This is a genomic window from Rugamonas sp. FW305-51 (assembly GCF_058786935.1).
The window spans coordinates 17,726-30,598 of sequence record NZ_JBYSZG010000020.1; the positions used below are offsets into that span (position 1 = coordinate 17,726).

Consider the following 12,873-nt stretch of genomic DNA (forward strand, 5'->3'; position numbering starts at 1 on the left):
CCAAAAAAAAACGGCCTGGCGGGTGACGCGCCGCGCTGCCTGGCATGTGGCAAGCGGCAGCGGGCAGCCCACCCTGCGGTGCGGGCCGGGAAGCCGGCGCCGGCTGTGCTGTCGAATGCGCGAAGTGCGCCTTATGGCCCCATCATCACCACGCCCTGGGTGATGACGTTGCCGCCGCGGGGACCGGCGATGCGCGCCGTCACCACGTAATGCAGTTGCGGCTGGCCCTGGTAGGATGGCGCGTTCGACGCCAGGCTGGAGCCGACCGGGGTGGGCGCGGCCACGTTGGACTTGGCCGAACTGAGCATGCAGCGGTTCTGGGGCGGGCCGACGTCGTTGTACAGCCCGGCAAAGTCGCACATGCGGTGGATTACGTATTCGACCTGGTTGCCGGCCGTGTCGGCCACGATCCGCGAACCGAGCCAGAACTGGGGCGAGCTGACGGTCCAGGCCCCGTTCAGGGTCGCCACATAGCCTTGCGCGGGCACATCGTTGAGCAGCACCGACTTGCTGGGCAGTCCCTTGAGCCAGGCAAAGGCCGTATGCACGCCCAGGTCGGCCGCCTTGCTCAGCGAGGAGTCATAGGCCAGGTTGGCGGTGGTCAAGGTGGTCGAGGTACTGGACTTGAGCAGGTAGATACTGCCCACCAGCATCACGGCCAGCATGATCAGCATGACGGGCAAGGCCACGCCGGCCTGGCGCCGGCGGCGCTGTGTGCGATCCATCACGGCCTCCATTCCGAGTTGCGCAGCGAAACGATGGTTTCGAACACGCGGTAGCGGTAGCACTTCCAGTCGATCGGGTCGCCGGCCACGGCCACATTGACGGAGACCGGCACGGCCGTCACGCCGGGCGGCGCGACACTGTCGAACACTTGCGGCAAGACCGTGGTGGCGCTGCAGTGGCCGGCCCCGTCGGGCCGCTCCGGGTTCTTGCTGCGTGCCACCACGGCGATGCGTACGGCCACGATGCGCTGGAAGTCGCCGGCGCTGCCCGTGACGGCGTCGCCGTCGGCATTGACGATGTCACTGCTCCACTGGCCGATCTGGACCCCGTCCGCATCGGGCGCCGGGTCGTAGTTGGGCAACACACGGGTATCGAAGCCATACTGGGCCTTGATGGAGACGATGTTGTCGATCACCGACACCGGCTGCGCCTCGGCGCCGGCCAGTTCGGTGGCGTTCAGCAGCAGGATGCCGTTGTTGACCGACCAGCTGTGGAAGGCCAGCTTGTCGCCCCGCCCCAGGTCGAAGATGCGGGCCTGGCCGGCGCCGAAATTGGCGCCCAGGCCGGCGGCCGTGTTGAAGCGGAACGAGGCGCCTGGACTGAAATCGATGGTGTCGTCGTTGGGCGCGGGGGCGATGGCCGTCACCTGGGCCAGCGCGCACTGGCCGGTCCCGGCCGGTTCCGGCGCCACCAGCAGCACGTCGCCCGGATTGAAATTGTAGGGCGGGCGCGAGGTGGTGCGTAGCGTGCTGCCGCCCGTATAGGCGATGCTGGTCTTGACGGAACCGACGGCCGCCGCCGAGTTGCCGGTATAGAAGGTGATGCGGTCCGGATCGGCCCCGTGGGGCTCGATGATCACGGCCGCCATCGGCGTGATGGTGGCGCCGCCGCGCAGGGCCGGCGCCAGCGTATAGCCGTTGGCGTCGGTAAATACGGTGTCGCAGCCGGCCACCAGCGTGTCGTTCAAGCCCCAGCCGGCGGCGGCCGCGTCATTGTTGATGGAAAACAGCGCCAGCATGCCGTTCTGCATGGAGTCCGAACCGCCCAGCGAAGCGTTGCGGTTCTGCTCGGCGCTGGTGATCAGGCGGGTGGCGAACAGCAGCGCCAGCATGCCGACCACCACGCTGACCATCAGCTCGACCAGCGAAAAGCCGGCGCGCCGGCGTGTAGTGTACGTGGGTGTCATATTTAATAGCCGATGTAGGAAGTGACCTGGTGCACGTTCTCGGCGCCACCGGCCTTGCGCGTCCAGCGCACCGCGATATCGACCTGATAGCGCCGGTCCTGGCCGGCCACGGCGACCGTGATCCGGGCCCCGGGAATATCGTTGCGGGTCTGCGCCACCCACGGCGCCAGCACCGCACTGGGCGCGCTGGCGCCGGTATAGACATAGTTGCCGGCCGCGACGTTGGCGAGGTCGGCGTTCATCACGCCCAAAAGTCTTTCCGTGGCGATGGTGGCCTCGGCCCGCATGCTGGCGTCGGACAGGGCCGCATAGGCACGCGCCTGCAAGCCTATGGTGCCCAGCAAGCCTACGCCCAGCAACAGCACGGCCAGCATCACTTCCAGCAGGGCGACGCCGCCCTGGCGGCGCAAGGGAATGCGTTTCATCAGATTTGTTCCGAGAAACCTCGTCCTTCAGGGCGAGGAGTGAAAGGAACCGACTCCGCAGGAGTCGATGCGCGGGCAGCAGTCACGGAACTCGTGCGTTCCGTATTGGTCAAACATATATGAAACTGGTCTACCGATATCGCGTCAAATCGTTGACTGGCTTGCTGAACCGGCAAGCGCGGGCGGTCAATTTCGTCTGGAACTACTGCAACGACCGGCAGAAGGATGCCTTGCGTTTCGGCCGGCGCTGGCATACGGGCTTCGACCTGATCAAGTTGACGACGGGGTGCAGTAAAGAGCTCGGACTGCATTCCGGCACGGTCAACGACGTCTGCCAGCAATACGCAAAGTCGCGCGCCCTGTCCCGTCGTCCCTACCTGCGTTATCGCGGCAGGAAGTCCCTGCCCTGGGTACCGCTGAAGGGACGGGAACTCAAGCGCGAGGGGGATGCCTTCCGGTTTGCCGGCAACACGTTTCGCGTTTTTCATTCCCGGCCTCTGCCTGAAGGCAAGATCCTTGACGGTACCAATTTTTCGTGTGATCGGCGCGGCAACTGGTATCTCAATATTGTTGTCGAAGTCGCGGCGGCTCCGCCCCGGGCGCCGACACGCGGCATCGGCATCGACTTGGGCTTGAAGGAATTGGCCACGCTGAGCGACGGCAGCACCATCGCCGCGCCCCATCTCTACCGCAACGCCGAGGCGGCGCTGGCCGTGGCGCAGCGTGCGCGCAAGAAGCGGCGCATCCAGGCCATCCATGCCAAGGTCGCCAACCAGCGGCTCAATTACTTGCATGCCCGCACCAGCGCGCTCATTGCCGCCTTCGATTACATCGTGGTGGGCAACGTCAACGCCAGTGTGCTCGCCAGAACCAGCATGGCGAAGTCCGTCTACGACATTGGCTGGTCGTCCTTTCGTAGTCAACTGGCGTACAAGGCTGTTAAGCATGGCGCCTGGTTTGAGGAAGTGGACGAGCGTTTCACCACCCAGGTCTGCTCGCATTGCGGCGCCATGCCCGATACGAGGCCCAACGGTATCGTAGACCTTGGAATAAGAGTGTGGACTTGCAGTGATTGCGGTGTGGTACATGATCGTGATCGTAATGCAGCGATAAACATACTCCGTCGCGGACGTGCGACGCCAGTTGTGGGAATCTCCTTCCTTTAGGGCGGAGAGGACGTCAAGGCGGACAGGCCCGGGAATCGCCGGCCGCCACGGTCGGATCGCACTTGCTGGCCATGCCGGCCAGCGTGACCACCACCGCCACGGTCGGTACTGCGTTGGCATAGCGGGCGGCCGGCGCCAGCGCGATGCGGTTCAGGTTATTGAGGACGCTGGTATCGACCCAGCCCAGCGCCGTGTAGTACACGCTGGTGGCGCCGTCCGGCAGGTAGGCCGGCGCCACCACGGCCGACGGCGGCAGCGCGTCGGCCGCGCGAAACACGGACTTGTAGCCATTGGCGCCCTCGGGATCGTTGCCCGCCACCGTGGTCGGGCTGGACCAGCTGCCGGCCGTATCGTTGCACGGCGCGCCCGGTTGCGGGAAGCAGATATCGACCTGCCAATCCATCTGGCCACTGGTGGCGTTGGGGGTCAGCACGATGCGGCTGGCCGCATTGTGGCTGACCGCCTGGCGCCGGGCCATGCTGAAGCCGTCCAGGTAGAATTCGTGGGCCGAGCGCGCCTTGCTGGTAAGTACCCAGGTGCTCATGGCGGGGATGCCCACCGCCAGCATCACGGAGAAGACGGTCAGCGTGATGAGCGCCTCGATCAGCGTGAACCCCTTGTTCAGTTGGAACATGATCCGCCCTTGTGATCGACCCAGCAGGCGGTGCTGGTGCCCCAGCCGCTCGGGCTGGCCGTGGTGGCGCGGGTGCCGTTCTGGTCTATCGTGTAGACGAAGCCGGCCATCTTGCCGACCCCGGTGGCCGTCAGCGTGTAGGCCGAGACGGTCGCCCCGCTGAGCGCATAAGTGAAGTTGGCCGTGGCGGGCGGGAAATTGACGGCGCCGTCAAAACCGACATAGGTGCGCTGGTTGGACCAGAACTGCTCGGCCGCCGGCTGCGCCGTGCCCAGCGCCGAGAACGCCTCGGTGAGGCGGCCCCGTATCACATAATCGTTGTAGGCAGGCAGCGCCACCGCCGTCAGAATGCCGACGATGGCCACCGTGACCAGCATTTCCACCAGGGTAAAGCCGTTGTTGATGCGTTTCATGCGCTGTGCTCCGTGGCTGTCGCTGGCCGGCAAATTGCCGCACAGCAAGTTTCATGTCGGGTATGGTAGCGCGCCAAGCTTGCAATTCCCTGAGGAAATGCTGACAAAATACTGACAGCGCGGCAAATACTGGGGCAGCGCAAAAACATTGTCGATGAGATAATTTGTGAGATTTCCCGCGCACGGGGTGGGCGACAATGCTTGCCTTGCCCATCGCCCGGAGCCCGACCATGTTGCGATCCTTGCTGCTGATCCTCGCGCTGACCGCAGGCGGCGCCCTGCCCGCGCTGGCGGCCCCGCCCGCGTGCGCGGCCGCGCCCGGCGAGGCGCCCCGGGTGCGGGTGGGCCAGCCGTTCCAGCTGCGGCTCGGTGCGCCGTGCGACTGCAATGCCCTGCCGGCACTGGCCCAGGTGGACTTGCTGGTCAAGGGCCTGGATACGGGCTTGCATCCGCTCAGCTGCGATCCGGCCGGCGCCACCGTGACCTTCATCCTCAACCGCAACGCCAGCGCCACGGCCGGCCCGTCGGGCATGGCGGCCTGGGAAGCGATGCTGGGCGACTTTTGGAGCGGCAACGGCGCCGACGGCACGCGCCAGCTGGCCTACAGCCTGGTGCAGCAAGGCACCCTGCTCGGCGCCGGCACCATCGCGCTGCAAACCTGGAGCAGCGTTTCCCTGCTGATGGGCACGCTCATGCTGATGGCGGTGTGGGCCGGGCTGATCGTGCTGGGCAAGTACAGCGGCATGCTGCGCGACCCCGGCGGCGCCACCACCGCCCACTGCGCCCGTAGCTACAGCCTGGGCCGGGTACAGATGGCGTGGTGGTTCGCCATCGTCATCGGCGCCTACATCTTCCTGTGGACGCTGACGGGGCAGATGCCCGTGCTGAGCACCCAGGCGCTGGCGCTGGCCGGGTTGTCGAGCGTCACGGGCCTGACGGCGGCCGCCCTCGACGCCGGCCAGCAAAAGCCGGGCACCTGCAGCAGCGGCCTGCTGCTGCGCGACTTGCTGACCGATGCCGAAGGCGTGACCATCTACCGCTTCCAGCTGCTGGTATCGAACGTCCTGTTCGGGCTGTTCTTCCTGGTGGGCGTGGTGCGCGACCTGGCCATGCCCGAGCTCGACACCAGCGTGCTGACCCTGCTGGGCATGAGCGCGGCCACCTACACGGGCTTCAAGATCCCCGAACGGCAAGGCCCGCCGCCCGGCGCCACGCCGGCGCTGGCCTCAGCTCCTGCACCTACTTCAGCTCCAGCTCCTGCTCCAGCGCCAACTCTGGTTCCCGCTCCTGCGTCCGCCTATTCCGCCGACGCCATCGCGGCGCCTTCGCCAGCGCCCGCGCCAGGCGCGGATATGGGCATGGACGCGGCGGCAACCGGCAGCTGACGGTTGCGGTTGCGGTTGCGGTTGCGGTTGCGGTTGCGGTTGCGGTTGCGGCCAACACCGCCTCAGGCAGGAAAGCGTACCTCGAAACGGGCGCCCTGGCCGTGGGCGCCCGCGTCCAGCGTAATGGCGGCCCCATGGGCCAGCGCGATGTCGCGCACGATGGCCAGGCCCAGGCCGCTGCCGTGGGTCTTGTCGTCCAGCCGCACGTAGCGGCTGAATACCTGGTCGCGCTTGGCCGGCGGGATGCCGGGGCCGGAATCCTCCACCGCCAGCATGCCGCCGCCGTCGGCCGGGCGGCAGCTGACGGTGACCGTGCCATGGGCCGGCGTGTAGCGAATGGCGTTGTCGATCAGGTTGTCGATCAGGTCGCGCAGCAGGAAGCGGTCGCCCTGCACGGGCGTGGGCTGCAAGTCGAAGCCCAGGTCGATCTGCTTGAGGGCGGCCTGTTCGACGAAATGCTGGATCGCCTCCTCCACCAGGGTATCGAGCGCGACCGGCTCGAGCCGGGTCTTCTCGAAATGGCTGGGTTCGGCGCGCGCCAGCGCCAGCAGCTGGTTGGTCTGCCGTATCATGCGCTCGGTGGACGACAGCATCAGCCGCACCGACTGGGCCGTCTCCGGTTCGCCGTGGCGCTGGGCCAACCATTCGAGCTGGGTCTTGAGGCCGGCCAGCGGCGTGCGCAACTGGTGCGCCACATTGGCCAGGAAATCGTGCTGGGCGCGGGCGCCGTCGCTGACCCGGTCCAGCAAGCCGTTAAAGGCCAGCACCACGGGCCCCAGCTCGAACGGCACACCGGCCCCGTTGATGGGCGACAGGTCGTCGCCGGCCCGCGCGTTGAGGTCGGCCCGCATGCGGTTCAGCGGCTGCAGGCCGTTACTGACGGAAAACCAGATCAGGCCCACGGAGGCGAGCGTGAACGCCGCCTCCAGCAGGATCAGCACGCGCACGATGGCGGCCCGGATCTGGCCCCGCTTGCGCAGCGTCTTGGCCACGGCGATCACGGGGCCGCCGGCGGCCGGCCGCAGGGCCACAGCGCGCACGGCTTCGCCCCGCAGCACCGTATCGTAGGCGGCCGTCGGACCGGCGCCGGCGGCGGCCGGCGCCGGGAAATCGGCGTCGCCGGCGATCAGGGCGCCGGCGCCGTCGCGCACGGCGAAATAGACGGCGTCCGTATTATCGTTGCGCAGCACCTGCTCGGCCTGGTGCGGCAGATCGATCTGCCAGCGGCCGTCGCGCTGGGCCAGCCGCGCGCCCAATGCACCGGCCGCGTCGGACAAGGCCTGGTCGAACGCGATCTGGGCCGGCATCCACGCCAGCAGATAGGTCAGCGCCCCGCCGGCCAGGTTGAGCAGCAGGATGGGCCCGATCAGCCAGCGCAGCAGGCGCAGCCGGATGCTGGTGTGGTGTTGCACGTCGCACTCCGCTTATGCGCCAGGCACGGCGCCGCTCGCTTCGAGCATGTAGCCAAAGCCGCGGATGGTGCGGATGGTGATGCCGGCGTCGGCAATCTTCAGGCGCAGGCGCGAGATGTAGACTTCCACCGCATTGAGCGTCACGTCCTCGCCCCAGGGCAGGATGGCGTCGATGATCTGCTGTTTGGACACCACCCGCGAGCCATGCTGCAGCAGGTATTCCAGCACGGCCCACTCGCGCACGGACAGCTCGATCACGCGCTCGCCGATGCGGGCCCGCTTGGCCGTCGTGTCGAGCGTGAGGGCACCCAGTGCCAGCACGGTGGGCTTGGGCGCGTTGCGCCGCGCCAGCGCCCGCACCCGCGCCACCAGTTCGGCCGTGGCGAAAGGCTTGACCAGGTAGTCGTCGGCGCCCAGCTCCAGGCCGCGCACCCGGTCTTCGATGGCGTCGCGCGCCGTCAGCAACAGCACGGGGATGGCGCTGCCGCGCAGGCGCAGCCGGCGCACCACTTCGAAGCCGTCGATGCCGGGCAAGCCGATGTCGAGCACCACCACGTCGGCCGCCCCGGCCCGCTGCAACAACAGGTCGGCCTGGTCGCCGTGGCTCACCACATCGACCGCCATGCCGTGCCCGGCCAGCGCGCGCGTCAGGCCGTCGGCCAGCACGGCATCGTCTTCCACTACTAGTACGTGCATGCTCGGGAAAATTGAAAGATTGGAAAAAAGGCAGGCGCCCGCTGCACGCATTATGCGGCATTTGTTGTACAGGCCCCAAGCAAAACGACAGGGAGCGGAGCTGCATGAGGCAAATTCATCATGCTGTCACATTTGCCGTGCATTATTGCATTACGGAAATACCAATTCTATTATGGAAAATACATGACTGCCCTTCTCCAGCCTGCCATCGCCCTGATGCAGCGCCTGCGCCTGCTGCCCAAATTCACCCTGATCTGCCTCGTGTTCCTGTTGCCGCTGCTGCTGGTGACGGCCATGCTGATGCAGGAATTGCACAAATCCATCGCCCGCACGGAACAGGAACAGCGCGGCGTGGCCTACATCGGCCAGTTGCAGGAAATCACGCGCCTGACCCAGCAGCTGCGGGCCCAGGAACACCTGCGCCGGGCCAGCCCGGCCAACGCGGCGCCGGCGCCCCAGCGCGACGCCATCACCCAGCGCATGCGCCAGCTCGACACGTTCCAGGCCGACGCCGGCAGCGTGGCCGCCCTGCCCGAGTGGCAGGCGCTGCGCAAGCAGTGGGACACCCTGCTGCAACGCCAGGGCACGCTGGACGCCAGGGACAGCTTCGCCCTGCACAGCGCGCTGGTGGCCGACATGGCGCGCCTGACGACGCTGGTGGCCGACCGCTCCAACCTGAGCCTGGACCCGGAAGTGCAGACCTACTACCTGATCGCGTCGTTCCTGAAAACCTTCCCCGACATCGCCGAAAGCTTGTCCGTGATCGCCGGCCGCGGCGCCGCCTTCATCGACACCGGCCTGCTCGAAGGCAACGAGGACCAGTTGCTCAACGCCACCGCCATGATCGCCCGCCACGACCTGGAGCGGGTGCCGGCCCAGTTCGACGCCGTGTTCCGCAACACGCCCCAGCTCAAGCCCGCCCTGCAGGCCCAGCTGAGCGCCGTGCCGGCCGCGCTGGCCTTCCTGGAGCGGGCCAAGAATGAAGTGACCAATTCCTACAACCAGAGCTCGGGCAAGGAATTCAATGGGGCCGGCAACCAGGCCATCGACGGCCTGTACGGCTTCTCGTCGGCCTCGGCCAAGGTACTGGACCAGCTGCTGGCCGAGCGCATCGCGCGCGACGGCCTGCGCCGCAACCTGATGCTGGCCGCCGTGCTGGCCGTGGCGGCGCTGGCCGCCTACCTGTTCGCCGGCTTCTACCGCTCGTTCGCGCGCGACATCGGCCACCTGCGGCGCGCCGTGCAAAGCGCGGCCGCCGGCGACCTGACCCAGCGCATCAGCTCGCGCAGCTCGGACGAGATCGGCGGCCTGGTCAACGCCTTCGGCGCCATGACGGCGGCGCTGGCCACGCTGGTGGCGGAAATCCGCAGCGGCGCCGGCGCCATCGCCGGCGCCACCGATGCCCTGGCCGAAGGCAACGCCACCCTGTCGCACCACACCAGCAGCCAGGCCGCGGCCCTGGCCGACACGGTCGCCTCCATGCAGCAGCTGACGACCACCGTCCAGCGCGGCGCGGCCCACGCCCAGCGCGGCCACGAACTGATCGTATCAGCCTCCGGGCTGGCCCAGCGCGGCGGCCAGACGGTGGGCGCCGTGGTCGACACCATGGCCTCCATCCGCAGCAGTTCCAGCCGCATCGTCGACATCATCGGCGTCATCAACGGCATCGCCTTCCAGACCAATATCCTGGCCCTGAACGCGGCCGTGGAAGCGGCCCGGGCCGGCGAACAGGGGCGCGGCTTCGCCGTCGTGGCCGGCGAAGTGCGCAACCTGGCCCAGCGCTCGGCGGCCGCCGCGCTGGAAATCAAGCAGCTGATCGGCGACTCGGTGGCCCAGGTGGAAGCGGGCAGCGCGCTGGTCAACGTGGCCGGCAGCACCATGGACGAGGTGGTGCAGGCCGTGCACGAGGCGGCCGCCGTGATCGAACAGATCAGCGCCGCCGAAGCGGGACAAAGCGCCGACATCGCCCAGGTGGGCACGGCCCTGGCCCGCATCGACCAGATGACGGGCCAGAACGCGGCCCTGGTGCAGCAGGCCAGCGACGGCTCGCGGCGCCTGCATGCGGAAACGGCCCAGCTGGAACAGGCCGTCAGCCGCTTCCGCCTGGAGCGGGACGATGGCACGCCGGCCCAGGCCGCCATGGGATACGCAGCCTACCCGGCCGCCGCGCCGCTGCCCACGGTGGCGCCGCCGGGCGCCTGGTCGGCCAACAAGCCGCGCCTGGCGCCACGCCAGCCGGCCCGCCAGCGCCGTGCCTGAGATCGCAAGGCAGGGCCGGGTCTGGCTCTGCAGTAGGACTAGGCTGACAAAGCTGCATGTTGCAAGCCTACAGGGGGGCGACTAGTCCTCTTATGTTCGCTATCTAACTTAGCGCTTAAAGTGACTGCAACGCGCAAGGCTCGCTTAGTGTCGGGAAAACAACCGGCCCGCCAGACCTTGCATGACACCTGTACTTTAAGCTTGTGAGGAAGAAAATGAACAACACCCAACTTGTTGCCACCGTCAAAGCGCCGCGCGCCACCAGCGCGGCCGTCAAATCGCGGGAACTCAAGCTTGTGCCACGGCCGGTTGTCAGCCACAGCGGCACCCAGCAGAACGAATTGCTGGCGGCCCTCCCGCGCGAAGTGCTGGAATCCTTGTTCGAACATCTGGAGCTGGTGCAATTACCATTCGGCAAGGAACTGTTTACCTATGGCGCCACACTCGACAACGTCTATTTCCCCACCACGGCCATCGTCTCGCTGCTGTATGTGATGGCGGACGGCGCCACCACGGAAATCGCCGTGGTCGGCCATGAAGGGGTGGCCGGCGTATCGCTGTTTCCCGGTGAGCGGGCCATGTGCAGCGCCGTGGTGCAGAGCGCCGGTTACGGCTACCGCCTGAAAGCCCAGCAGCTGCGCGACGCCTTCAACCAGGGCGGCGCCCTGCCCCAGCTGTTGATGCGCTACAACACGGCCCTGTTCGCCCAGATGGCGCAGAACGCGGTGGGCGGCATGCACAGCTCGATCGAACAGAAACTGTGCCGCTGGCTGCTCGACCGCCTCGACCGTTCGCCGTCCAACGAATTGAAGGTGACCCAGGAAATGATTTCCATCATGCTCGGCGTGCGGCGCGAAAGCATCACGGCCGCCGCCGGCAAGCTGCAGGACGAAGGTATGATCACCTATCGCCGCGGTAACATCACGGTACTCGATCGTCCAGGTCTGGAACAGTATGCGGGCGAGTGCTACAAGGTGGCGAAGACGGAATATGATCGTCTGCTGCTGGACGTGGCACGCTGCTGACGGCCATGGCCGCCAGTTCCGGCGGCTGTTCCACCCCGGCCGCCGGCTTGCGGCGCAAGGGAATATGCACTTCGATACAGGTACCCGCATCGTTACGGCCGCGCCGTATATTGAGCGTACCGCCCAGCAGCAAGGCCCGTTCCCGCATCCCCAGGATGCCGTGCGACATGGGCTTGGCCAGCGTATTGGCCGCGATGCCCACCCCGTCGTCGATCACGCGCAGCACCAGCCCGTCGACCGTGCGGCGCAGCATGACGGACACCCGGCTGGCCTTGGCATACTTGCGGATATTGGTCAGCGATTCCTGCACGATGCGGAACAGGGCGATCGACAGGTCGCCCGAGCGGTTCGCGTCTTTTTCCAGCTCGGCCGCGATGTCGACGTCGCAGCGGACGTGGGCCAGGCGGCTGAACTCGTCGCAATAACTTTCGATGGCGGCGCACAGGCCCAGGTTGTCGAGCAGGCTGGGGCGCAGGTCCTCGACGATGCGGCGCTTCATTTCCACCGTTTCCACCAGCGTGGCCCGGGCCCGGCGCAGCTGGGTGGCCAGTTCCGGCGCCGTCTTTTGCAGCTGCTGGGTGACGGCCGCGATATCCATGCCGATCGAGGTCAGGTTGGCCCCCATTTCGTCGTGCAGTTCGCGCGACAGCCGCACTTTCTCCTCTTCGCTGATGCTGATCAGGTGGCGCGACAGCACCGACAGCTGCTCGGTGCGCTGGGCCACGGTCGTCTCCAGGTTCTCGTTGGCGCTTTGCAGCGCGTGTTCGACGGCGGCCCGGTTCTGGAAGCTGCGCCGCACCAGCTGGTAGAACATGATGAGCACGATGATGGCCACGGCATTGATGCCCATGCCCAGCAGCACGGCCTTCTGGTACTCGTGGTAGAACACGGCGCTGCGGGCGGCCAGCGTCTCGTTCTGCTCCTGCTCCATGATGACCACCTGCAGCCGGATCTCGTCCATGCTGGAGCGGCCGTCGCTGACCTTGGCGATCTTGACGATCTCGTCCAGGCCGCCTTCGCGGTAGACGTCGATCGACTGGTTCAGCAGGGCCAGCTTGCGCCGCACCAGCGTGTGCAGCTGGGCCAGGTTCCTGAGCTGGGACGGGCTGTCGGCCAGCAGCTTCTCCAGTTCCTTGAATTCGCTTTCCGTCTCCGTCACGGCCGTGCGGGCCGGCCCCAGGTACGATTCGCGCCCGGAAATGAAATAGCCGCGCATGCTGCTTTCCGCATCCAATACCAGCACGTTCAGGTATTGCAGGCGGTCGGCCACGCGCGAGGTCTGGCTTTGCAGGAAGTTGGCGCCCTTGAGCGATTGCAAATTGTGGAACAGGCTGAATCCATTGACGATCAGAATCAGCACGCAAGTCACGCACAAGATGGTCTTATACAGCGGCAGACGGTGCAGGGGTGCCGCGGAGGCGGTGAAATACATCCTGATAGACATCCTTCGAGAGGTTCGGCGGGCGGCTGAGATGCGCCGGGCCACCCCATTATAGTCCGGGTGGCCGCCCGCCGCAGCGCGCCAGCCCTACAGTGCGCGCCCCCT

At 66.9% G+C, this 12,873-nt stretch carries 12 protein-coding genes; 4 read left to right on the forward strand and 8 right to left on the reverse strand.

All coding sequences use genetic code 11. The annotated features are described in order from the left end of the window. Positions 1 to 131: 131 nt before the first annotated feature. From AC3WOS_RS15180 to AC3WOS_RS15190, 3 genes are read right to left on the reverse strand one after another with little or no spacing between them, the layout of a single operon-like run. Positions 132 to 725 (reverse strand): pilus assembly PilX family protein, encoded by a 594-nt coding sequence (locus AC3WOS_RS15180; RefSeq protein WP_492716854.1) that lies wholly within the window; start codon positions 723 to 725, stop codon positions 132 to 134. Continuing rightward, the gene (locus AC3WOS_RS15185) at positions 725 to 1,912 is read right to left on the reverse strand and encodes a PilW family protein (protein ID WP_492716855.1); all 1,188 of its coding nucleotides are present in this window, start codon (positions 1,910 to 1,912) and stop codon (positions 725 to 727) included. Before AC3WOS_RS15185 ends, AC3WOS_RS15180 begins: the two co-directional genes overlap by 1 nt. A 2-nt stretch (positions 1,913 to 1,914) precedes the next feature. Beyond that, positions 1,915 to 2,337 (reverse strand): hypothetical protein, encoded by a 423-nt coding sequence (locus tag AC3WOS_RS15190; RefSeq protein ID WP_492716856.1) that lies wholly within the window; start codon positions 2,335 to 2,337, stop codon positions 1,915 to 1,917. A 119-nt stretch (positions 2,338 to 2,456) separates the two neighbouring features. On the opposite strand from AC3WOS_RS15190, the gene AC3WOS_RS15195 reads away from it, so the two are divergent. Then, the gene (locus tag AC3WOS_RS15195) at positions 2,457 to 3,503 is read left to right on the forward strand and encodes an RNA-guided endonuclease InsQ/TnpB family protein (protein ID WP_492716857.1); all 1,047 of its coding nucleotides are present in this window, start codon (positions 2,457 to 2,459) and stop codon (positions 3,501 to 3,503) included. Between the two features lie 13 nt (positions 3,504 to 3,516). On the opposite strand, the gene AC3WOS_RS15200 is transcribed toward AC3WOS_RS15195, so the two are convergent. Next, the gene (locus AC3WOS_RS15200) at positions 3,517 to 4,137 is read right to left on the reverse strand and encodes a pilus assembly FimT family protein (protein ID WP_492716858.1); all 621 of its coding nucleotides are present in this window, start codon (positions 4,135 to 4,137) and stop codon (positions 3,517 to 3,519) included. Next, positions 4,125 to 4,550 carry a type IV pilin protein gene (locus tag AC3WOS_RS15205; protein ID WP_492716859.1) on the reverse strand — a complete coding sequence of 142 codons (426 nt, stop codon included), beginning with the start codon at positions 4,548 to 4,550 and terminating at the stop codon, positions 4,125 to 4,127. Before AC3WOS_RS15205 ends, AC3WOS_RS15200 begins: the two co-directional genes overlap by 13 nt. A gap of 230 nt (positions 4,551 to 4,780) precedes the next feature. Between AC3WOS_RS15205 and AC3WOS_RS15210 the strand changes: the two genes are divergently transcribed. After that, the gene (locus AC3WOS_RS15210; protein WP_492716860.1) at positions 4,781 to 5,935 is read left to right on the forward strand and encodes a hypothetical protein; all 1,155 of its coding nucleotides are present in this window, start codon (positions 4,781 to 4,783) and stop codon (positions 5,933 to 5,935) included. 62 nt (positions 5,936 to 5,997) lie between these two features. Here AC3WOS_RS15210 and AC3WOS_RS15215 read toward each other — a convergent pair whose 3' ends face one another. Both AC3WOS_RS15215 and AC3WOS_RS15220 read right to left on the reverse strand, forming a co-directional pair. Then, positions 5,998 to 7,347: a sensor histidine kinase gene (locus AC3WOS_RS15215; RefSeq protein WP_492716861.1), complete on the reverse strand. Its 1,350-nt coding sequence runs from the start codon at positions 7,345 to 7,347 to the stop codon at positions 5,998 to 6,000. A gap of 12 nt (positions 7,348 to 7,359) precedes the next feature. Continuing rightward, a complete protein-coding gene (locus tag AC3WOS_RS15220; protein WP_492716862.1) occupies positions 7,360 to 8,043 on the reverse strand; it encodes a response regulator transcription factor in 684 nt (227 codons plus the stop codon). Between the two features lie 183 nt (positions 8,044 to 8,226). On the opposite strand from AC3WOS_RS15220, the gene AC3WOS_RS15225 reads away from it, so the two are divergent. Together AC3WOS_RS15225 and AC3WOS_RS15230 are read left to right on the forward strand one after the other, a co-directional pair. Then, on the forward strand, positions 8,227 to 10,302 hold the full coding sequence (locus AC3WOS_RS15225; protein WP_492716863.1) for a methyl-accepting chemotaxis protein: 2,076 nt from the start codon (positions 8,227 to 8,229) through the stop codon (positions 10,300 to 10,302). Between the two features lie 215 nt (positions 10,303 to 10,517). Continuing rightward, positions 10,518 to 11,327 carry a Crp/Fnr family transcriptional regulator gene (locus AC3WOS_RS15230; protein WP_492716864.1) on the forward strand — a complete coding sequence of 270 codons (810 nt, stop codon included), beginning with the start codon at positions 10,518 to 10,520 and terminating at the stop codon, positions 11,325 to 11,327. Here the strand turns inward: AC3WOS_RS15230 and AC3WOS_RS15235 are convergent. Beyond that, positions 11,224 to 12,759 carry a CHASE3 domain-containing protein gene (locus AC3WOS_RS15235; protein WP_492716865.1) on the reverse strand — a complete coding sequence of 512 codons (1,536 nt, stop codon included), beginning with the start codon at positions 12,757 to 12,759 and terminating at the stop codon, positions 11,224 to 11,226. The genes AC3WOS_RS15230 and AC3WOS_RS15235 overlap by 104 nt on opposite strands. Positions 12,760 to 12,873 lie beyond the last annotated feature (114 nt).